Here is a 19,395-nt window from a genome sequence, read left to right on the forward strand (position 1 = left end):
CTCGGCGTCGGCGGGGGCTTCCTCGCCGTGCCCGCGCTGGTGGGCGTCGTCGGGCTGCGGATGCGCGCCGCGATCGGCACCAGCCTGCTGGTCGTCACGGTCAACGCGCTCGTCGCCCTGACCGCCCGGGCCGGCACGGCCGGGCCGCTCGACTGGGCGGTGATCGCCCCGTTCACGGGCGCCGCCGTGCTGGGCGCCTGGGACGGCCGGCGGCTCGGTGCCCGGGTGCCTGCGGCCACGCTGCGCCGCGTCTTCGGCTACGTGCTGCTCGCGGTCGCCGCGCTCATGGCCGCGGACGCGGTCCTGTGACGACCGCGCCCGCCCGCCACGGTGCGGAAGACCGCTCCCGCCGGTGCCCGCCCGCACCCGCTCACGCCAGTGACAGGAACAGCTTCTCCAGGCGCGTGCGCATCTCGTCGCGCTGCTCCTCCGCGCCCGGGCCGTCCCCGATGTCGGTCAGACACTGCTGGAGCCCGGTCGCGATGATCGCGAACCCCGCGCGGTCCAACGCCCGGGACGCCGCGGCAAGCTGGGTCACGACCTCCTCGCAGTCGCGGCCCTCCTCGATCATCCTGATCACACCGGAGATCTGGCCCTGCGCCCGCCGCAGCCGGTTCAGCACCGACTTCAGCTCGGCCCCCGCGAGATCCAACTCCACGACCCACTCCTCACGACATACCCCTAGGGGTAATCTACCCCCACTCCTGGGCACCGTCGACGACCAAGGATGACACCCGCCATGACCAGCACCCCCCGTACCCTCGACCCCCACCAGGTCCGCACCCGGCTGCACGAACTCACCGTCCTCGACGTCCGCACCCCCGGCGAGTACGCCACCGGGCACCTCCCCGGCGCGCTCAACATCCCCCTCGACCGCGTCGCCCACGCACTCGCCGACATCCGCCACGCCGCCGCGCACCGCGACGTCCTCGTCGTCTGCGCCTCCGGCGCCCGCGCCGCAACCGCCTGCCGGCTGCTCGCCGACGGCGGGGTCACCGCCGCGACGCTCGCCGGCGGCACCGGCGCCTGGGCGGCGGGCGGCCACGACCTGCACCGCCCCCAGGGCGCCCCGCGCCGCACCTGGGCCATGGAGCGCCAGGTCCGGTTCACCGCCGGCCTCCTGGTCCTCACCGGACTCGCCCTCGGCCTCCTCGTCCACCCGGCGTTCCAGCTCATCGCCGCCGGCGTCGCGGGCGGCCTCGTCTTCTCCGCGCTCACCGACACCTGCGGCATGGCCGTCGTCCTCGCCAAGCTGCCCCACAACCGCCCCCGCCCCACCGACCTCGCCGCGACGCTCACCACCCTGCGCACCCTCCACACCCGCCCCGACCAGCCCGGCAGCCCCTCAACTCCCTGACGCCCCACGGGCCGTGTGCGCGGGTCCGCAAACCGGCCGATCCGGCGGGCGATCCGGACGGGAATCCGTATGCGCCCTCCGGCGGCCGCCCTTCCGGGGCAGAATCGGCCCCCAGTGCACGGCCCCCGCGACGGAGCCGTCCGAGGGGGCCGTCCGGGCACCCGGCACGGCTCAGGGAGACAAGGGATGACGACAACGGGCACACAGATCACCGGCCCGGCCGGGCTGCCGCTCATCGGCTCGATGCTCGACCTGAAGCGGGACCCGCTGGGCACGTTCCTCGACGCGTACCGCGCCCACGGCGACCTCGTCCGGATCAGCGCGGGCCCGCCCGGGCTGCGGACCGAGCTGTACGGGGTGTTCTCGGCCGAGGGCGCCCAGCAGGTACTGGCCACCGAATCGGCCAACTTCCGCAAGGACAACACCTTCTACCAGGAGGTCCGCGAGTCCTTCGGGAACGGCCTGCTCACCAGCCAGGACGACGTGTACCTGCGGCAACGGCGCCTGGTGCAGCCGCTGTTCACACGCCGCCGCGTCGACGGGTACGCCGAGGCCGTCACCGCCGAGACCGCCGCCGTGACCGCGTCCTGGCGGGACGCGCCCGGCGGTGTCGTCGACGTGTCCGCCGAGATGACACGGCTCACGCTGCGTGCCGTCGCCCGCATTCTTTTCGGCACCGACGTCGAGTCGGCCGTCCACGTCGTCGAGCGCTCGTTCCCGGTCATCGGCGACTACGTGCTGCGCCGCGCCTTCTCGCCCGCCGCCGCCCCGCGCCACTGGCCGACGCCCGCCAACCGCCGTGCCTCCGCCGCGATGGCGGAGCTGTACGCGGAATGCGACCGCATCATCGAACAGCGCCGCGCCGCCGGCCCGGCGACCACCGCCGGCCCGGCGACCACCGACGGCGCGGCCGCCACCGACGGCGCGGACGCCGCCGGGAACGCCGAGGGCGACGACCTCCTCACGCTCCTCGCCCGCGCCGGCAGCGACGAGGACGGCAGCCTCGACGCCGACGAGATCCGCGACCAGGTCCTCATCTTCCTGCTGGCCGGCCACGAGACCACCGCCACCTCGCTGGCGTTCGCCCTGCACCTGCTGGCCCGCCACCCCAAGGAGCAGCAGCGCGCCCGCGAGGAGGCCGTACGCGTCCTCGGCGGACGGACACCGGGCGCGGCCGACCTCGACGCCCTCCCGTACCTCGCGCAGGTGCTCAAGGAGGCCATGCGCCTCTACCCGGCCGGGCCCGTGATCGGCCGCCGCGCCGTCACCGAGACCCGTATCGACGGGTACACCATCCCCGCCGGCGCCGACGTGATCGTCGCCCCCTGGGTCACCCACCGCCACACCCGCTACTGGGACGAGCCGGACCGCTTCGACCCGGACCGCTTCACGCCCGAACGCGAGAAGGAACGTCCCCGCTACGCCTTCTTCCCGTTCGGCGGCGGGCCCCGCGCCTGCATCGGGCAGCACTTCTCGATGCTGGAGTCCGTCCTCGCCCTGGCGATGGTCCTCCAGGCCTACGAACTCGACGCCGTCGACGTCGACATCGCCGTCACGTCCGGCATCACGCTGCGCGCCCAGGGCCCCGTACGGTGCAGGCTGCGGCCCCTGCCGCACGCCACCGGCGCGGCTCCCGCCTGACGGGCACGTCACGGACCGTGAGAGGATCCGGCGGAAGATCCCTCCGCACACTGCACCGGTCCGGACGACAGAAGGTGACGATGTACGCGATATCCCTGGGCGACGAGGGCGCGGAGCTGTGCCCGCTCGAACCGTGGCAGGCCGAGGAGTTCCTCGCCCATATGGACCGGGGACGGGAGTTCATCGGCCGGCACAACGGGCTCCCCGACGTCGTCACGGACGTCGAGTCGAGCCGGGCCTTCCTCCAGGCGTACGCGGACAAGACCGCGTCCGACACGGGGCGCATCCACGGCATCCGGTGGGACGGCACCCTGGTCGGCGCGGTCATCCTGCGCACCATGGACGTCGCACAGCGCACCGCCGAGGCGGGCTGCTGGCTGGAGCCGGCGGCCGTCGGCAGGGGCCTGGTCACCCGGGCCGCCCGCGTCCTCATCGACTGGGCCGTCGAGCAGCGCGGCATCCACCGCGTCGAGTGGTGGGTGTCGCCCGACAACACGCCGAGCATCGCCGTCGCCCGGCGCCTCGGCATGACCAGGGACGGTGTCCTGAGGGCCAGTCACCTGTACCGGGGCGAGCGCCACGACGAGGAGATCTGGTCGGTCCTCGCCCCCGAGTGGCGCGCCGCACGGCAGACCGCCTGAGCGACCGGCGGCGCTCAGCGGGCGTCGCTGCCGGACACCCCGCGCAGCGCCGCCCGCCCCGCCTCCAGCCGCGCCACCGGCACACGGAACGGCGAGCACGACACATAGTCGAGGCCCGCGTCGTGGAAGAAGCCCACCGACCCGGGGTCGCCGCCGTGCTCGCCGCACACCCCGGTCTCCAGGCCCGGGCGCGCCGCCCGGCCCTCAGCGACGGCCAGTTCGACGAGCCGGCCGACGCCCTCCCGGTCCAGTGTCTCGAAGGGCGACGCGTCGAAGACACCCTTGTCGAGATACGCCGGGAAGAACGCCGCCTCCACGTCGTCCCGTGAGAACCCCCACGTCGTCTGCGTCAGGTCGTTCGTACCGAACGAGAAGAAGTCCGCGTCCCGCGCGATCCGGCCCGCCGTCAGCGCGGCGCGCGGCAGCTCGATCATCGTGCCGACCGGGCACTCCACGGCCACGCCCGACGCGCGCGACACCTCCGCCAGGACCCGCTCCACCTCCTCCCGCACGAGGTGAAGCTCCGTCACCGAGCCGACCAGCGGCACCATCACCTGGGCCCGCGGCGCGCCACCGGCCCGTACGCGTTCCACGACCGCCTCCGCCAGGGCCCGCACCTGCGTCGCCACCAGACCCGGGACGACCAGGCCGATCCGTACGCCCCGCAGCCCCAGCATCGGGTTCTCCTCACGCATCCGCGTGACCGCAGCCAGCAGCGCCGTGTCCCGCGGGTCCGGCTCCCGCCCGGACGCCTCCGCCCGCGCCACCCGGACGGCCAGCTCCGTACGGTCCGGCAGGAACTCGTGCAGCGGCGGGTCCAGCAACCGCACGGTGACCGGCAGACCGTCCATCGCCTCCAGGATGGCCGCGAAGTCCCGCCGCTGGAGCGGCAGCAGCTCCGCCAGCGCCGCGTCCCGGCCGGCGTCGTCCGCCGCCAGGATCATCGCCTCCACGTACGCGCGCCGCTCGCCGAGGAACATGTGCTCGGTACGGCACAGCCCGATGCCGCGCGCCCCGAACCGGCGGGCCCGCGCCGCGTCCTCCGGCGTGTCCGCGTTCGCCCGCACCTCAAGGCGCCGCACCGCGTCCGCCCGCTCCATGAGCCGGTGCACATCCCGTACGACCTGCTCCGCGTCCTCCGCCGGCGGGCCGCCGCCGTCCTCGAAGTACCGCATCACCACCGAGTCGACGAGCGGCACCGCACCCTCGTACACGAGGCCGTCCGACCCGTCCACGGAGAGCACCGTGCCCTCCTCGACCGTGACGTCCCCCGCCGAGAACCGCCGCCCGCGCACATCCACCGCGAGCGCGTCGGCGCCGCACACGCACACCTTGCCCATGCCCCGCGCCACCACGGCCGCGTGGCTCGTCTTGCCGCCCCGGCTGGTGAGCACCGCCTGCGCCGCGACCATCCCGGGCAGATCGTCCGGCGTGGTCTCCGGCCGTACCAGCACCACGTGTTCACCCGCCGCGGCCCGCCGCACCGCCTCCGCCGAGTCGAACACCGCCACGCCCACGGCCGCCCCCGGCGAGGCGGCCACACCCCGGGCGAGCGGCTCCCCGGCGCCCGCCGCGTCGAAGCGCGGGAACATCAGCCGCGCCAGACCCTCCCCGTCGACCCGGCGCAGCGCCTCGTCGACGGAGATGACCCCCTCGTCCACGAGCTGCCCGGCGATCGCGAACGCGGCCTGCGCCGTGCGTTTGCCGATCCGCGTCTGGAGCATCCACAGCGTGCCGCGCTCGACCGTGAACTCGATGTCGCACAGGTCCCGGTAGTGCTCCTCCAGTCGCCGCAGATGCCCGCACAGCTCGTCGTACGAGGCCGGGTCGCGGCGCCGCAGCTCCTCCAGCGGCACGGCGTCGCGGGTGCCGGACACCACGTCCTCGCCCTGTGCGTTGGGCAGGTAGTCGCCGTACACGCCGGGCGCCCCGGTGGACGGGTCGCGGGTGAACGCGACACCGCTGCCGGAGTCCTCGCCCCGGTTGCCGAACACCATCGTCTGCACGGTCACGGCCGTGCCGAGGCCGTCGGGGATGTGTTCGCGCCGCCGGTACACGCGGGCGCGCTCGGCGTTCCACGAGCCGAAGACCGCCAGCACCGCACGGCGCAGCTGCTCGTGCGGGTCCTCCGGGAAGTCCTCGCCCGTCTGCTCCTTGACGACGTCCTTGAACGTCTCCACGATCCGGATGAGGTCGCAGGCGTCGAGATGGGCCTCGTCCACGACGTGGTGCTGGTGCTCGACGCTCCGCAGGACGTCCTCGAACAGCGCCTCGTCCACCCCCATCACGGTGGTGCCGAACATCTGCACGAGGCGGCGGTACGAGTCCCAGGCGAACCGCTCGCGGGCCGGTGACTTGGCCAGGCCCAGCACCGCGTACTCGTTGAGGCCGATGTCGAGGATCGTCTCCATCATGCCGGGCATCGAGTAGCGGGCCCCGGAGCGGACCGACAGCAGCAGCGGGTCGTCCACCTGCCCGAGCCGCCGCCCCGCCGCCTGCTCCAGCCGTGCGAGATGTGCGGCGATCTCGCCGTCCAGCCCCGGGGGCGGAGCGCCGGTCTCCAGGAAGACCCGGCACGCCTCGGTCGTGATCGTGAAGCCGGGCGGTACGGGCAGGCCCATCCGCACCATCTCGGCCAGATTGGCGCCCTTGCCGCCCAGCAGGTCGGCGCGGTCCCGGCCGCCCTCGGCGAAGTCGTACACGTAGCGGACCATGGCGGTGCTTCCTCCCGGGGGAACGGACGGCCTGCGGTACCACCACGAACCAGCCTGCCACCGCGACGCCCAGGAGGCTCCCGGCGGCCCGGTGAGGCCCTTCGGCACCGAGGCCCGTACCCGGCTCGGCTCCGAGGGGCCGCCGCCCGCCTCGCCGCCCGTCTCGCCTCCCCTACGGGCGGCTCACTCGTGCGGGACCACCGCCACCGGGCACGGCGCGTGGTGCAGCGCCGCGTGCGCCACCGACCCGATCCGCGGCCCCAGCGGCGCCTGCCGCACCCGCCGGCCCACCACCAGCAGCCCCGCGTCCCGGGTCACCGACAGCAGCACCTGGCCGGCGCTGCCGATCTCGACGTGCTCCGTCACCGGAACGCCCGGGTACCGCTCCCGCCACGGCCGCAGCGCCTCCGCCAGCGCCTTGCGCTCGAACGGCTCCAGGCCGCCCGCCTCGTCCACGAGGCGCAGCGACCCCGGGCTGTACGCGTACAGGGGCGGCAGGCTCCAGGCCCGTACCGCCCGTACGCCGACACCCCGGGCGGCCGCCGCCTCGAAGGCGAAGCCGAGCACCGGGGCGCTCTCCTCCTTGCCGCCCTGCTGCCCCACGACGACCTCACCCGACTCCACCGCCGCCGGCGACGGCTGCTCGCCCTCCCGGGGAGCCCGCACCGACACCACCGGGCGGGTCGCCTCGGCGATGACCTGCTGCCCGTACGAACCGAGCAGGAACCCGACGAGCGCCCCGTGCCCGCGCGAGCCGAGCACCAGCATGCCCGCCGCGTCCGCCGCCGCCAGCAGCGCCGGGACCGGAGTGTCCGACACGATCTCGGCCGACACCTCAAGCTCCGGCTCCACCCCGCGGACGGCCGCCACCGCCTCGTCGAGCACGCCCTGCGCGCGGCGCGCCTCCACCTCGCGGTCCTGGGCGAGCGGCACGTCCAGCGGCTGCCACAGCCACGCGTGCACGACGTGCAGGGGCAGGCCGAGGCGGCCCGCCTCCCGGGCCGCCCAGTCCACCGCGGCCAGGCTCTCGGGCGAGCCGTCCACTCCCACCGCGATCGCGCGGGTCGTCGGGGCGTACTCCATGGAAGGTCCTCCGGTTCCTCCGTGGATCGGTCCCCCGGCGGGTACGGCGATACGTGGGCGAAGCACGCCCCGGCGCCGCCGGGGAGGGCCGGGCCGCCCGACTTCCCCGCCGGCCGGACCGTAAACCGCGGCTGCTCCGAACGGCGGCGTTCACCGGGTCGTCGTGGCGCGGTCGCGGGTGGATCCTGGTATGAGGGCGGAAGTCGCAGTGTCCGCCGCCGTCCGACGCGTCGAGGAGGCACACCATGAGCCGGACGCTGGAGTGGAAGATCAACATGGACCTGCTGGAGGACGAGGGCACCACCGAGGCGCGCGCGGTCCTCGACACCGGCCAGTCCCGACTCACCGGTCACGGCACCGCCCGGTGCAACCCCGAGGATCAGGACGTCCCCCTGATCGGCGACGAGCTCGCGGCGAGCCGCGCGATGAGCGACCTCGCCCGGCAGCTCATGCGCCTGGCGTACAAGGACATCGGTGAGGCAGGGGCCGGAATGTCCGAGGAGACGGAGGAAGAGGCCGCGCCGTACGGCTGGTCGACACCGGCACGGTGACAACACCGCGGCGCACGGTCCCACCTCCGTGATGCGCACACGAGGACCGCCCGGGCACGCGCAGTGCCCGGGCGGTCCTCGTGCCGTCACCCCGTCACGCCGTCACCCCGTCACGCCGTCACGGCCTGGGTGTCGTCCTGTTCGTACGACAGCCGGGCGTCCACCTCGACGACCCCGTCGACGGTCTCGCACAGCCGTACCACTATCGGTACGAGGCTCCGCCGCTCCAGCGTGCCGCTGAGCGTCACCGTGCCGTCGTTGACGTCGACCGTCAGCGCCGACGGCGGCAGGCCCAGCGTCTGCGTGACCACGTCCTCAAGGATCTCCTCCTGGATGGCCCGGTCGCGCCGCAGGAAGAGCTGGATCAGGTCGCTGCGGCTGAGCACCCCGATGAGCCGCCCCGACGCGTCCACCACGGGCAGCCGCTTGATCCGGTGCCTCTCCATCACGCGGGCCGCCTCGACCGCGCTCCAGTCCGGTTCCGCGACGACGGCCGGGCTGGTCATCAGCGCCTCGGCGGTACTGCCGTTCCCGTTGCCGTTGTTGCCGGAGGTGCGCCGGCGCAGCAGGTCGGCCTCGGACACGACGCCCACGGGCCGCTCGTCCTCGTCGACCACCGGGACCGCGGTGATGCCGTACTCGTCCAGGAGCCGCGCGATCTCCTTGAAGGCCGTGCCCGGCCGGACGGCGACGGCCTCCGGGGTCATCAGATCGGCCACACTGCGGTGCCTCATCGTTCGCTGCGGTCCCTTCTGGCCCTGGCGGCGAGCCCCGGCCGGTGGTTTCCTGGAAGTGACGGAAAGGGCTTCACGGAGAGACGAGGAGAAGCGGCACCGGCCGTGCACCTCGCAATCAGGATCCGCGAGAAGCGGATGGCCCTTTCCGCCTTCGTGTGCCCCGGCACGTTCTCCTCACACGCTCAGGTGACGCCGGTGGCGTGCGGCGCGTACAGGTCGAGCAGCCGTACCCGGGTCGCCTGGAGCCGGTGCGACAGCACCTGCCCGACCCACAGTGTCAGCGCGTAGCCGAACGCGGGCTCCGTCGTGCACGCCGTGCGCACCGCGAGTGCGTCGAACTCGTACGCGCGCACCAGGCTCATGGCCTCGGCGCCCAGCTCCCACTCGTACGGCGGGAACAGCCAGGACAGGCCCACCAGGTCGCCGTGGCCCAGCATCTGGACCTCGGCGGCGCGCCGGCCCGGCACCTGGGCGTCGAGCGTGACGGCACCCGTACGGATGATCCAGAACCGGTCAGCGGGCCGGCGTTCGTCGAAGAGCCGCCGGCCCGGTTCGAACGCCACCTCGCGGGCGAGTGCCATGAGCCGCTCCCGGTGCGGGGCGGGCAGGGCGTTGATCCTCGGTGCTGTGGTGCCCATGTGAACCTCCTGCTGAACCCGCGCGCCGCACCCTCGGCCCCCGCCGACACGGTGCCGTGCCGCGGTGCGGTGATTCGAGCGTACGACGCGACGGCGCCGCCGGTCGTGGGCTGCCGACCGCCGGCGGGGCCTCCGCGATGCGGACGCCGGGTGGCGCGGATACCGTGATGCCATGCCCGGACCTGAGCACCTGAAGGGTGACATCGGCCGACGCGTGGCGGCCCGCCGAGAGCAGCTCGGGCTGTCCCGCGAGGACGTCGCCCTGCGGGCGGGCTCGGCGCCCGGCTACATCCAGTATCTGGAGGAGCAGACCGCGGCACCCGGCATGGGTTTCCTGCTGCGCCTCGCCGACGCCCTGGAGACCACCGTCGTCGCGCTGACCGGCGGCACGGCCGACCTGCCGCCGGGCGGCGGGCACGCCGCCTACCACCCGGAGCTGGTGGAGCTGAGCGCCGACGAGTGCTGGAGGCTGCTCGGCACGCACGGCGTCGGGCGGGTGGCCGTCACCTCCCACGAGGGTCCCGCGATCCTCCCGGTCAACTACCTCGTCGCGGGGCTTGAGGTGACGTTCCGTACGTCGCCCGAGTCCGCACCCGCGACGGCCGCGACCGGCGACGCGGCGTTCGAGGTGGACCACATCGACGACGCGTTCAGCCAGGGCTGGAGCGTGCTGCTCGTCGGCCCGGCCCGTACGGTGACCGAGCCCGACGAGGTCGCCGCGCTGGAGCGGCAGGCGTACACGACGCCCTGGGCGGGCGGGGAACGCGACCTGTGGCTCGCCATCGCCCCGAGGCGCGTCACGGGCCGCCGTATCCACGTCCACCACGTCCACGGGGGTGGCGGGCGCGGCGAGAGCGGCGGGCGGGGGACCGCCTTCTAGTGCCGCCCGGCTTCGAGAGGCACCACGGCGACGGGGACCGACGCGTGGTGGATCACGGCGTGCGCGACATGGCCCAGGCGCGGTGCCAGGGGCAGCCGCGTCCGGTGGCGCCCGACGGCCAGCAGGGCGGCGCCGGCGGCCGCCCGTACCAGTTCGACGCCCGGCGAGCCCGCGACGGCGGCCTCGGTGACCGTCACCGAGGGGAAGCGCTGCCGCCACGGGACCAGCAGGTCGGCCAGCGTCGCCGCGACCTCGCGGCCCACCTCGGCGGTGACGCCCGGGTCGAGCGCCGCGACGTACCCGTACGCGGGGGGCAGCGACCAGCAGGCCACGGCCCGCAGCCTGCGGGAGCGGACGGCCGCCTCCCGGAACGCGAAGGCCAGCACCTCCCCGTTCGGCTCGAAGACGTCCACCCCGGCCACCACGTCGCCGCCGTGCGCCGGCGCCTCGTCCCCGCTTCCCGCCCGCACCAGCACCACCGGCCGGTGCGACGCGGCCGCGACGGCCAGCCCCACCGAACCGGCGAGGAACCCGCGCACCGTGCCGAGCCCCCGCGACCCCAGCACCAGCAGCCCGGCGGGCCCGGCGTCCGTGGTTTCCGCGACCAGCGCGTCGGCGGCGTGCCCGAACACGGTCTCGGTGGCGACGACCAGCTCCGGATGGAACCGCCGCACCCGGGCGGCCGCGTCCCGCACCAGCTCCGCGCCGCCGGCCCCGGGAACCACCCGCGGATCGGCCTCCCGTACATGCACCAGGCGCAGCGGCACACCCCGCAGCACCGCCTCGTCCGCCGCCCACAACCCGGCCGCCAGCCCCTCCGCCGACCCGTCGAGCCCCGCGACAACGGCCCGGTCCCACCCGGTCGCCGGTACGTCGCCCATGGCAACACCTCCCACCCTCCAGCTTCCCCCCGAAACCCCGCGCGGGCAGCACACCCGGTCCGCCGCCCGCTACGGGGTCCGCGGCGACGTTCCCGCCCGGGCCGCCGTGCCCGTCGTGAGGCGGTCCCTGACCGCCGCCGTGAGTGCCGTGAGGCGCGGCGAGACCCGCGGAGTGAGCGGTTCCGGGGCGTGGACGCGGCGGGCGGACGCGGGCAGGGACGTGACGTCCGCGACGAAACGCGCGCGGGCCGCCGCCAGGTCGTCCGGCGGGCCGATCCGCCGCCCCGCCCGCATCACCGTGCGCAGCAGGGGCTCCGCGCCGGCCGGGCACGGCTCGTCCCAGAGGGCCAGCACGTCCGGCTCGCCCGGCGTGCGGAACACCTGCTTGCGCCCCGGCGCGGTCACCTTCGCCGACGACAGCTTCATCACCGGCCGGCCGTCGTACTCCACGAGCTTGTACGCCGAGTCCAGATACGGCGCGTCCGCCGACGTCCCGGCCTTCGTCCCGACCGCGTACACGTCGATCGGCGCGCCCTCCCGCACCAGCGATTCGACCCCGTACTCGTCCAGACCGCCGCTCACGATGATCCGCACATCCTCCAGCCCCGCCTCGTCGAGGATCGCCCGCGCCCGCCGGGACAGCGCCCCCAGGTCGCCGCTGTCCAGCCGGACCCCGCAGCCGGGCCCGCGCCGCAGGTCCCGCAGCACCCGCGCCGCCGTCGCGACGCCCCGCTCGGTGTCGTACGTGTCGACGAGGAACGTCACCGGGCCCGGGTGCGCCCGCGCGAACGCCCGGAACGCCGCCTCCTCGTCCGGGAACGCCTCCACGTACGAGTGGGCCATGGTCCCGGACGCCGTCAGTCCCAGGCGGACCGCCGCCGCGACGTTGCTGGTGCCGGCGAAGCCCACCATGCCGCCCGCCCTGGCCGCCTGGAAGCCCGCGTGCGGGCCGTGCGTACGGCGCAGCGAGAAGTCCACGACCGGATGTCCCGCAGCGGCCAGCACGCAGCGCGCCGCCTTCGACGCCACCGCCGTCTGATGGCTCAGCAGGAGCAGCAGATACGTCTCCGCGAGCTGCGCCTGCGGCAGAGGCGCCGTCACCTCCAGCAGCGGTTCACCCGCGTGCACCACCCGGCCCTCGGGCACCGCCCGCACCTCCCCGCGGAAGGCCAGGCCCAGCAGCGGCGCCAGGTCCTCCACGTCCCGGTGCAGCGCCGCCGCGAACCGCCGGACGTCCCCGGACGTCACCCGGAACCCGGACAGGTAGTCCAACGCGGGTTCGAGACCGGCGCTGACGAGGAACCCGCGACCCGGAGGAAGCTTCCGCACGAAGAGGCTGAAGGTGGCCGGCCCCTCCATGCCCTCCTCCAGGTAGGACAGGGCCATCGTCACCTCGTACAGATCGGTGGTGGTGACGTCCGACATGGTGATCGCCGCTCTCCTTCGCCCCCGCTTCCAGGATGGACCCGCCGCCGGTGCCCGTGCCTGTGCGTGCGCCCGTGCCTGTGCCTGCGCGAGGACGCCGGACGCGGCCACCGGGCACGACGCACCGGCCGCGCCCGCCCGAGTCCCCGTCAGGAGGAGCCATGAACCACGACACGACCCCGCACGCCGGGCCCGACCAGGTACGCGGCGGCCGACAGGGCCCCGTCGTCGCGGGCGTCGACGGCTCCGCCCCGGCGCGCACCGCCCTGCTGTGGGCCGCCGCCGAGGCGGAACGGCACGGGCGCCCGCTGCGCATCGTCCACGCGGCGGGCACCGACGACCAGCGCGCCCGCGAGGCCGGGCACACGCTGCTCGGGGAGTCCGCCGACCTGGTGGCCGAGGGCTTCCCCGGCCTCGCCGTCACCCAGGAGTTCAGCCCCGAGGACGCCGTACCCGCGCTGCGCGACGCGGCCGGCACCGACGGCACGATCGTCGTCGGCAGCCGCGGCCTGGGCGGCTTCGGCGAGCTGCTGCTGGGCTCGGTGGGGCTGGGCGTCGCCGCGCACGCCCGGGTGCCGGTCGTCGTCGTACGCGGCGAGACCGAACGCCCCGTCTCCGGGCGCGTCGTCGCCGGCGTACGCGGCCGGAACGACCTGGACTGGCTCCGGCCCGCCGCACGCGCGGCGCAGGTGCGCGGGGCGGCCCTCCACCTCCTCACCGTGTGGACCCCGCTCGCCCACGTCGGCACGGCCGGAACCCTGCTGGACGACATCGACGGGGTCGCCGCACGCCACGTCCACGAGATGCGCGTCCTCGCGGACGCCATCGGCGCGGAGTTCCCGGGACTGACCGTCACCACCGAGGTGGAGGGCGGCCGCTCCGTCGCCGAACTGCTCGTCCAGGCCACGCACGACGCCGAACTCCTCGTCCTGGGCGCCCACCACCCGCCCCTGGGCATCGGCCGCGCCATCGGCCACGTCACCCACGCGGTCCTGCACCACGCCCACTGCCCGGTCGAGATCGTCCCCCGCGCCCACACGGACTGACCACGGGCCCGCCGCCCGCCGCCCGCCGAACACGGCACGTCGCCGCCGAGAGCCCGCCCGGGACCGTCCCACGCTGCGCCACCGCAGGAGGCGCCGGGGCGGCGACCCGCCGTCAAGAGTGCCGGGTTCCGGCAATGACCCGTCACACCGGGCGGTGGCACCATCGCCGGGTCCGAGGCAGGTGAGCGCGGGGAGGCGGCCGCATGGGCTCGTTTCCGGGCGGCGGTGCGCCGCGACACGGCGCCGCCGAGAGGCGGGGCTTCCGGCGGCGGGTGCTGCGGCGCCGCCTGGTCGGGGCGCTCGCCGTCCTCGTCGGCGCCCTGCTGCTGGCCGGCAGCGCAGCGGCCGCCCTCGACGCCGCCGCGGCGGCCCGCGACGTACGGGCGTTCCGCAGCGCCGTACCGTGCCGCGAGGGCCACACACCCCGGACGCCCGACGCGGCGCGCCGCCCCTGCCTGTACGAGGTGGCCGCCACCGTCGCCGCCGGCGGGAGCGGCCCGTACGCGCTCGGCCTGGACGCGCCACCGCCGGTGCCCCGCGAACTCCGCATGCCCCGCGAGGCGGCGCCGCTCCTCGGCGACCTGCGGGCGGGGGACCGCGTGACCGTGCTCATGTGGGGCGGGTACGCCACCGCGGTCGTCCACGACGGGGTGAGCCGCCGCAGCGCGCACAGCCCGGTCGGCAACCCCGAACTGGCCGCCGCGTACGCGCTCGTGCTCCTCGCGTTCGGCGCCTGCACCCTTGCGGCCGGTGGGCTCCTGGCGGTACGCGCGCGTGACCTCGCGTACGAGGGGCTGCCCCGCCCCCTCGTACGGCTCGGCCGCACGGCCTGCTGGGCGGCGGCTGCGGCGCTGCCCGCCGCGTGGACGGGCTCCCGTACGGCGGGGCCCTGGGCGGCGGTGGCGGCGTGGCTGCTGCTGGTCGGCGTCATCGTCGTGGTCCTACGCCTCCAGGAGGCCCGCGCGGCGCGCCGCAGGCTGCTCCTCGGCTGGTGAGCCCGGAACCCGCCGCGCCGTTCACCCGTACGCGGGAACGGCCCGAAGTCCTGTTCTGCCGCCCGCTGCGACGACGCACGATGGTCCGGGTAGGACCCCCGCCGCCCCGCCCGAAGGACGTACCCCCGCCATGACCTCCCTCCTGACGCAGCCCGGCCCGTGGCGCACCCGCCTCATCCACACCGAGGCCCCCGGCGAGGTGATCCTCGTCCGGCTGTACGTCGGGGCGGTCTTCGCCTCCGAGGGCGTGCTGAAGTTCGTACGCCCCGACGAACTCGGCGCCGGGCGCTTCGACCGTGCCGGCATCCCGCTCCCCGGGTTCTTCGCGTCCCTGGACGGGATCCTGGAGATCGCGTGCGGGCTGCTGATCCTCGCCGGACTGTTCACCCGGCTCGCCGCCGTGCCGATGCTCGTGAACATGGCGGGAGCGCTGGCGATCACCAAACTGCCGATCCTGTGGGGCGCCGCCCCGCTGTTCCCCGGCGCGTCCGGTTGGTGGGACCTCGCCCACGCGTCGCGCACCGACCTCGCCCAACTGTGCGGCGCGCTCTTCCTGCTGGCGGTCGGTGCCGGCGCCTGGTCCGCCGACGCCCACCTCTCCCGCCACACCCGCCTGGAAGCCGCCACCCGCCCCTGACCCGGCCTCTGACCTCGCCTCTGACCCCGCCTCTGACCCCGCCCGTGGCTCCGGCACCGCGGCCCCCGGCGGTCAGCCCGTGGGCTCCAGCGGGGTGCGCGGCCAGTCCAGCAGCCGGGCGCCCAGCACGGCCGTCTGGAGGGTGTAGCGCTGGGCGGGGTCGGCCGGGTCGTGGCCGGTGAGGCGGTGGACCCTGTCCAGGCGGTACGTCACCGCGCGGACGCTCAGGCCGAGGCGGGCCGCCGTCGCCGTGTTGACGCAGCCGGTCGCGAAGTACGCCTCAAGCGTGGCCAGCAGCGGGCCCGCGCCCCCGCGTGCCGCCTCCAGGCCGCCCAGGACGGTGCCGACCAGCTCCGTGATCGCAGCCCGGTCCCGGCCCAGCACCTGGAACACCAGCAGTTCGCCCGCGTCCAGCAGCGCCGCGTCCAGGCCGAGCCGCTCGGCGACGTCCAGGGCCGCGAGGGCCTCCTGGTACGAGCGGGCGGCACCCGCCGGTCCGGTCCGCGCCCGCCCCGTGGCCACCCGGCAGCCCGGCCCCGCCGCCCCGCGCACCAGCCCCGCGAACGCCTTCGGCACCTCGGCCTCGTCGCCCGTCCCCGGCGCCACGCACACCAGGAGCCCGTCCTTCGTCGTGACCAGCGCCCCGCCCCGGCCGAACCGCGCCAGCAGCGCCTCCTCCACGTACCTGACCGCCCGGTCGCCGGCCCCGAAGCCGTCGGCACCGACCGCGGCCCGCGCCACCGCGACCCGGTACGGGCCGGCCGGCCGCAGCCCGAAGCGCTCCGCCCGCTCCGCGAGCCGCCCCAGCCCCGCCCGCCCGTCCAGCAGATGCCCCGCGAACTCACGGCGGCCCGCCTCCTCCCGCCGCAGCACCGCGTGCCGCACCGCCCCGTACCCCTCCGCCAGCGCCACCGCCGCCTCGGCCACGGCCCGCAGCACAGCCACCTCACCCACCGGATGCCCGCCGCCGACCCCGCCGGCCCCCTCACGCTCCGCGGGCACCCGAGCCGCCGCCCCGCCGCCCGCCTCAGCGCCGCCCTCTGGCCGGTCGCCGTGCACCACCCCGTACGCGGCCGCGTGCAGTTCGGTCACCAGGCCGTCCAGCGTCACGCCGCGGTCCGCAGCCTCGGCGGCGTACGCGTGCAGGCCGGCCCGTTCGTCGTCGCGCAGCGCGCGGCCCGAGGCGCGGATCTCGGTCAGGCGGGACGGCCACTCCGCCGGCGGCAGGGCCGCGGGCTCGTCGCGGGGCATGCCTCCATGTTGCCGGAGCCCGGCAATTCCGCCACCGCCAAACAGCCGACCCCTGACGTACCGCCCCCGACTCCGTACCCCCCGCGAGGGGTAAACGCTGGGCACACCGTCCGCCACGGGGCGGGCGGCCCACGGGGCCCGTGCAAGGGAGGCACCCATGGCGTGGCGCGTACAGGTGCTGGTCCTGATGCTCGCCCGGCTGATGCTGGGCGCCTTCGCCTGCCTGGCCGCCCTCCCGCTGGCGCTCTCCGCCGCGGCCCCCGCCGAAGCCACCGCGGCACAGCCGCAGCAGCGGCCCACCGTGCTGGTCGCCCAGCTCGACGGCACCGTCACGCCCGTCTTCGCCGAGCACCTCGAGGACGGCGTGCACCAGGCCGCACGCGACGGCCACACCGCGTTCATCGTCGAGACGGACACCCCCGGCGGGCTCCTCCAGTCGACCCGGGACATCGTCCAGACGTTCCTCTCCGCCGACGTGCCCGTCGTCGTCCACGTCACACCCTCAGGCGCCCGCGCCGCCTCCGCCGGCGCCTACATCACCATGGCCGCCCACATCGCGGCCATGGCCCCCGGCACCCACATCGGCGCCGGTACGCCCGTCACCGGCCAGGGCGAACCGGCGAGCGACAAGGTCGTCAACGACGCCGCGGCCTTCGCCCGCTCCATCGCCGAACAGCGCGACCGCAACACCGACTTCGCCGACGACATGGTCCGCAAGGGCACGTCACTGCCCGACCAACAGGCCCTGCGCATGAACGTCGTCGACCTGATCGCCCCCTCGCGTGCCGCGCTCCTCGACGCGCTCGACGGCCGCCAGGTCACCGTGGGCCCGCCCGACGCCACCCGCGACGTGGTCCTGAACACCGCCGACGCCGAGGTCGTCATGCACGAGCTCGGGTTCCTCGGCGAGATCCGCCAACTGCTCGCCAGCCCCGAACTGGCCTTCCTGTTCCTGTCGATCGGCACCCTCGCCGTCATCTACGAGCTGGCCGCCCCCGGCGTCGGCCTCGCGGGCGTCACGGGCGTCATCCTTCTCGTCCTCGGGTTCGTCGCGCTCAGCGTCCTGCCGTTCGGCGTCGCCGGGCTGCTGCTGCTCCTGCTCGCCGCGCTCCTCTTCGTCGCCGAGGTCCTCACACCGGGCGTGGGCATCTTCGCGGCCGGCGGAACCGCGTCCCTCGTCTTCGCGGGGATCTTCCTGTTCCGCGGCGAGCTCGCCCTCGACCCGATCGTCGTGTGGCCCACGGCCCTCGTCGTCGGGGCCGGCGTCCTGATCGCCGGCCGCCTGGCCTGGCGCGCCCGCCGCGCCCCCGCCGTCACCAGCCAAGAGGCCCTGATCGGCCGCACCGCCGCCGTACGCGACGTCGCCCCCGACGGTGACACCGGGCAGGTGTTCGTCGACGGCGCGTGGTGGACGGTGCGACTCCGCGAGGGACGGGTACGCGAAGGGGAGGAGGTACGGGTCGTCGACCGTGACGGGCTGAACCTCGTGGTGGAACCCACCGAACCGGAACCCACCGCATCGGAACACGAGGCAGAACCGGAAGAACCGGAAGAACCGGAACCGGGACGCGAGCGCCCCGCTGAGGAGGAGGACCAGCCATGAACTCCGGACTCGTCGGCCTGCTCTTCGGCGCGGCCGTTCTGCTCCTGCTCCTGTCCATGTCCGTGAAGGTGGTGCCCGAGTACGAGCGCGGCGTCATCTTCCGCCTCGGTCGGATCATCGGCGCCAAAGGCCCCGGCCTGTTCTTCATCATCCCGGTCGTCGACCGCATGGTGCGCGTGTCCCTGCGCACCATCACCATGGACATCCCGCCGCAGGACGTCATCACGAAGGACAACGTCACCGTGCGCGTCAACGCGGTGACGTACTTCAACGTGGTCGACCCCAACAGGTCGGTCGTCGCGATCGAGAACCACGTCACCGGCACCTCGCAGATCGCCCAGACGACCCTGCGCAGCATCCTCGGCCAGGTCGACCTCGACGAACTGCTGGTCAACCGCGACGAGATCAACCAGCGGCTCCAGCGCATCATCGACGACGTCACCAACCCGTGGGGTGTGAAGGTCACCCTCGTCGAGGTGAAGGACGTCGAACTGCCCGAGGCCATGCGACGCGCCATGGCCCGGCAGGCCGAGGCCGAACGTGACCGGCGGGCCAAGGTCATCCACGCCAAGGGCGAGTTCGAGGCGGCACAGACCCTCGCGGACGCCGCGCAGCGCCTGGAAGGCCACCCGGCGGCCATGCACCTGCGGATCCTGTCGACGATGGCCGAGGTCTCCTCCGAGCGGAACTCCACGCTGATCTTCCCGCTCCCCATGGAGGTGCTGCGCCTCGTCGACATGCTGCGCCCGCAGGACGGCGCCGCTCCGCCTCCGCGCCCGGTCACACCCGCCTAGTCCCCGCACAGCCCCACAGGAGGTGATCGTGATGGCACCCGGGATGGACGAGGACCGTCTTCTCGCCGAGATCGAGCGGTCCCTCGCACGCGAAGACCCGGCGCTCGACGAACGCATGTCCGCGCTCGGCAGTCAGTTCACCGGCGAGCCCCCGGACGACGCGGCCACCGGCTCCGGCCGCAAGAAGCGCCGTACCGGGGGCAAGGCCGCGCGCGAGGAGGGGCGTGCGAAGGGGTACAGGGACTGGCGCAAGATCGTGGCGATCGTGGCGGTCGTCGTGGCCGTGGTCGGCATGATCCTCACCGCCGTCCTGATGCGCCCCGTCGAGTCCGGGCCGGACCAGATCCCGCCCACCGGCATGCCACCCGCCGCATCCGCCGTCCTCCACCCGGGCACGTCCGCGTAACGAGACCTAGGGAGTGTCCGGCGGATCATGGCGGCATCGCGGGGCCTTCACCTTGGCTGTGGGTGAGCGGGGTCTGGTGCGTGCGGCTGCAAGGCGGAGGAGGGAGTGATGGCGG

General features: G+C 75.0%; 20 protein-coding genes. 12 read left to right on the forward strand and 8 right to left on the reverse strand.

The genetic code is table 11. From position 1 onward, the window contains the following. Window positions 1–309, forward strand: a 309-nt coding sequence (locus HTZ82_RS06535) for a sulfite exporter TauE/SafE family protein (RefSeq protein WP_175408326.1), incomplete at its 5' end; no start/stop codon positions are given. A gap of 61 nt (window positions 310–370) precedes the next feature. Here the strand turns inward: HTZ82_RS06535 and HTZ82_RS06540 are convergent. Next, window positions 371–658 carry a metal-sensitive transcriptional regulator gene (locus tag HTZ82_RS06540; protein WP_175408327.1) on the reverse strand — a complete coding sequence of 96 codons (288 nt, stop codon included), beginning with the start codon at window positions 656–658 and terminating at the stop codon, window positions 371–373. Between the two features lie 81 nt (window positions 659–739). On the opposite strand from HTZ82_RS06540, the gene HTZ82_RS06545 reads away from it, so the two are divergent. From HTZ82_RS06545 to HTZ82_RS06555, 3 genes are all read left to right on the forward strand, one after another. Then, entirely contained in the window at window positions 740–1,357 is a 618-nt protein-coding gene (locus HTZ82_RS06545; protein WP_175408328.1) for a rhodanese-like domain-containing protein, read from the forward strand. 186 nt (window positions 1,358–1,543) lie between these two features. Further along, on the forward strand, window positions 1,544–2,998 hold the full coding sequence (locus HTZ82_RS06550; protein WP_175408329.1) for a cytochrome P450: 1,455 nt from the start codon (window positions 1,544–1,546) through the stop codon (window positions 2,996–2,998). An 80-nt stretch (window positions 2,999–3,078) separates the two neighbouring features. Then, the gene (locus tag HTZ82_RS06555) at window positions 3,079–3,639 is read left to right on the forward strand and encodes a GNAT family N-acetyltransferase (protein ID WP_175408330.1); all 561 of its coding nucleotides are present in this window, start codon (window positions 3,079–3,081) and stop codon (window positions 3,637–3,639) included. Between the two features lie 14 nt (window positions 3,640–3,653). Here HTZ82_RS06555 and ppdK read toward each other — a convergent pair whose 3' ends face one another. Both ppdK and HTZ82_RS06565 read right to left on the reverse strand, forming a co-directional pair. Beyond that, complete coding sequence (ppdK, locus tag HTZ82_RS06560) at window positions 3,654–6,353, reverse strand: pyruvate, phosphate dikinase (RefSeq protein ID WP_175408331.1); 2,700 nt, start codon at window positions 6,351–6,353, stop codon at window positions 3,654–3,656. Window positions 6,354–6,536: 183 nt separating this feature from the next. Beyond that, the gene (locus HTZ82_RS06565) at window positions 6,537–7,436 is read right to left on the reverse strand and encodes a universal stress protein (protein ID WP_175408332.1); all 900 of its coding nucleotides are present in this window, start codon (window positions 7,434–7,436) and stop codon (window positions 6,537–6,539) included. A gap of 245 nt (window positions 7,437–7,681) precedes the next feature. On the opposite strand from HTZ82_RS06565, the gene HTZ82_RS06570 reads away from it, so the two are divergent. Further along, entirely contained in the window at window positions 7,682–7,987 is a 306-nt protein-coding gene (locus tag HTZ82_RS06570; RefSeq protein ID WP_175408333.1) for a DUF1876 domain-containing protein, read from the forward strand. 110 nt (window positions 7,988–8,097) lie between these two features. Here the strand turns inward: HTZ82_RS06570 and HTZ82_RS06575 are convergent, their stop codons facing one another. Beyond that, window positions 8,098–8,721: a CBS domain-containing protein gene (locus tag HTZ82_RS06575; protein ID WP_175408334.1), complete on the reverse strand. Its 624-nt coding sequence runs from the start codon at window positions 8,719–8,721 to the stop codon at window positions 8,098–8,100. A gap of 185 nt (window positions 8,722–8,906) precedes the next feature. Then, on the reverse strand, window positions 8,907–9,362 hold the full coding sequence (locus tag HTZ82_RS06580) for a Crp/Fnr family transcriptional regulator (RefSeq protein WP_175408335.1): 456 nt from the start codon (window positions 9,360–9,362) through the stop codon (window positions 8,907–8,909). A 172-nt stretch (window positions 9,363–9,534) separates the two neighbouring features. Between HTZ82_RS06580 and HTZ82_RS06585 the strand changes: the two genes are divergently transcribed. Next, the gene (locus HTZ82_RS06585) at window positions 9,535–10,242 is read left to right on the forward strand and encodes a pyridoxamine 5'-phosphate oxidase family protein (protein ID WP_175408336.1); all 708 of its coding nucleotides are present in this window, start codon (window positions 9,535–9,537) and stop codon (window positions 10,240–10,242) included. On the opposite strand, the gene HTZ82_RS06590 is transcribed toward HTZ82_RS06585, so the two are convergent. Both HTZ82_RS06590 and HTZ82_RS06595 read right to left on the reverse strand, forming a co-directional pair. Continuing rightward, a complete protein-coding gene (locus HTZ82_RS06590) occupies window positions 10,239–11,123 on the reverse strand; it encodes a universal stress protein (protein ID WP_175408337.1) in 885 nt (294 codons plus the stop codon). The two genes, HTZ82_RS06585 and HTZ82_RS06590, sit on opposite strands and share 4 nt — an antisense overlap. A 69-nt stretch (window positions 11,124–11,192) precedes the next feature. Next, complete coding sequence (locus tag HTZ82_RS06595; RefSeq protein ID WP_175408338.1) at window positions 11,193–12,548, reverse strand: nicotinate phosphoribosyltransferase; 1,356 nt, start codon at window positions 12,546–12,548, stop codon at window positions 11,193–11,195. A gap of 161 nt (window positions 12,549–12,709) precedes the next feature. On the opposite strand from HTZ82_RS06595, the gene HTZ82_RS06600 reads away from it, so the two are divergent. The 3 genes from HTZ82_RS06600 (at window position 12,710) to HTZ82_RS06610 (ending at window position 15,226) form a co-directional block, all read left to right on the forward strand. Continuing rightward, complete coding sequence (locus tag HTZ82_RS06600) at window positions 12,710–13,594, forward strand: universal stress protein (protein WP_175408339.1); 885 nt, start codon at window positions 12,710–12,712, stop codon at window positions 13,592–13,594. A 203-nt stretch (window positions 13,595–13,797) separates the two neighbouring features. Further along, complete coding sequence (locus tag HTZ82_RS06605) at window positions 13,798–14,589, forward strand: hypothetical protein (protein WP_175408340.1); 792 nt, start codon at window positions 13,798–13,800, stop codon at window positions 14,587–14,589. A 130-nt stretch (window positions 14,590–14,719) separates the two neighbouring features. Next, window positions 14,720–15,226 (forward strand): DoxX family protein, encoded by a 507-nt coding sequence (locus tag HTZ82_RS06610; protein WP_175408341.1) that lies wholly within the window; start codon window positions 14,720–14,722, stop codon window positions 15,224–15,226. A 72-nt stretch (window positions 15,227–15,298) separates the two neighbouring features. Here the strand turns inward: HTZ82_RS06610 and HTZ82_RS06615 are convergent, their stop codons facing one another. Then, window positions 15,299–16,477: a CdaR family transcriptional regulator gene (locus tag HTZ82_RS06615; RefSeq protein WP_175408342.1), complete on the reverse strand. Its 1,179-nt coding sequence runs from the start codon at window positions 16,475–16,477 to the stop codon at window positions 15,299–15,301. Window positions 16,478–16,634: 157 nt separating this feature from the next. Here HTZ82_RS06615 and HTZ82_RS06620 point away from each other — a divergent pair, with 157 nt between their 5' ends. The 3 genes from HTZ82_RS06620 to HTZ82_RS06630 are packed head-to-tail and all read left to right on the forward strand — an operon-like array spanning window position 16,635 to window position 19,280. Next, window positions 16,635–18,080: a nodulation protein NfeD gene (locus tag HTZ82_RS06620; RefSeq protein WP_254711673.1), complete on the forward strand. Its 1,446-nt coding sequence runs from the start codon at window positions 16,635–16,637 to the stop codon at window positions 18,078–18,080. Beyond that, window positions 18,077–18,874 carry a slipin family protein gene (locus HTZ82_RS06625; protein ID WP_175408343.1) on the forward strand — a complete coding sequence of 266 codons (798 nt, stop codon included), beginning with the start codon at window positions 18,077–18,079 and terminating at the stop codon, window positions 18,872–18,874. Before HTZ82_RS06620 ends, HTZ82_RS06625 begins: the two co-directional genes overlap by 4 nt. 28 nt (window positions 18,875–18,902) lie before the next feature. Further along, on the forward strand, window positions 18,903–19,280 hold the full coding sequence (locus HTZ82_RS06630) for a DUF3040 domain-containing protein (protein WP_175408344.1): 378 nt from the start codon (window positions 18,903–18,905) through the stop codon (window positions 19,278–19,280). Window positions 19,281–19,395: the final 115 nt, after the last annotated feature.

It is taken from the genome of Streptomyces sp. TRM64462, assembly GCF_013362995.1.
In the GTDB taxonomy this organism is placed as follows: domain Bacteria; phylum Actinomycetota; class Actinomycetes; order Streptomycetales; family Streptomycetaceae; genus Streptomyces.

What these genes read in the sequence shown, in the direction of transcription:
- HTZ82_RS06545 (WP_175408328.1), top strand. Translation starts at nt 740, where the DNA reads ATGACCAGCACCCCCCGTACCCTCGACCCCCACCAGGTCCGCACCCGG.
- HTZ82_RS06550 (WP_175408329.1), top strand. Translation starts at nt 1,544, where the DNA reads ATGACGACAACGGGCACACAGATCACCGGCCCGGCCGGGCTGCCGCTC.
- HTZ82_RS06555 (WP_175408330.1), top strand. Translation starts at nt 3,079, where the DNA reads ATGTACGCGATATCCCTGGGCGACGAGGGCGCGGAGCTGTGCCCGCTC.
- ppdK (WP_175408331.1), bottom strand. Translation starts at nt 6,353, where the DNA reads ATGGTCCGCTACGTGTACGACTTCGCCGAGGGCGGCCGGGACCGCGCC.
- HTZ82_RS06565 (WP_175408332.1), bottom strand. Translation starts at nt 7,436, where the DNA reads ATGGAGTACGCCCCGACGACCCGCGCGATCGCGGTGGGAGTGGACGGC.
- HTZ82_RS06570 (WP_175408333.1), top strand. Translation starts at nt 7,682, where the DNA reads ATGAGCCGGACGCTGGAGTGGAAGATCAACATGGACCTGCTGGAGGAC.
- HTZ82_RS06575 (WP_175408334.1), bottom strand. Translation starts at nt 8,721, where the DNA reads ATGAGGCACCGCAGTGTGGCCGATCTGATGACCCCGGAGGCCGTCGCC.
- HTZ82_RS06580 (WP_175408335.1), bottom strand. Translation starts at nt 9,362, where the DNA reads ATGGGCACCACAGCACCGAGGATCAACGCCCTGCCCGCCCCGCACCGG.
- HTZ82_RS06585 (WP_175408336.1), top strand. Translation starts at nt 9,535, where the DNA reads ATGCCCGGACCTGAGCACCTGAAGGGTGACATCGGCCGACGCGTGGCG.
- HTZ82_RS06590 (WP_175408337.1), bottom strand. Translation starts at nt 11,123, where the DNA reads ATGGGCGACGTACCGGCGACCGGGTGGGACCGGGCCGTTGTCGCGGGG.
- HTZ82_RS06595 (WP_175408338.1), bottom strand. Translation starts at nt 12,548, where the DNA reads ATGTCGGACGTCACCACCACCGATCTGTACGAGGTGACGATGGCCCTG.
- HTZ82_RS06600 (WP_175408339.1), top strand. Translation starts at nt 12,710, where the DNA reads ATGAACCACGACACGACCCCGCACGCCGGGCCCGACCAGGTACGCGGC.
- HTZ82_RS06605 (WP_175408340.1), top strand. Translation starts at nt 13,798, where the DNA reads ATGGGCTCGTTTCCGGGCGGCGGTGCGCCGCGACACGGCGCCGCCGAG.
- HTZ82_RS06610 (WP_175408341.1), top strand. Translation starts at nt 14,720, where the DNA reads ATGACCTCCCTCCTGACGCAGCCCGGCCCGTGGCGCACCCGCCTCATC.
- HTZ82_RS06615 (WP_175408342.1), bottom strand. Translation starts at nt 16,477, where the DNA reads ATGCCCCGCGACGAGCCCGCGGCCCTGCCGCCGGCGGAGTGGCCGTCC.
- HTZ82_RS06620 (WP_254711673.1), top strand. Translation starts at nt 16,635, where the DNA reads ATGGCGTGGCGCGTACAGGTGCTGGTCCTGATGCTCGCCCGGCTGATG.
- HTZ82_RS06625 (WP_175408343.1), top strand. Translation starts at nt 18,077, where the DNA reads ATGAACTCCGGACTCGTCGGCCTGCTCTTCGGCGCGGCCGTTCTGCTC.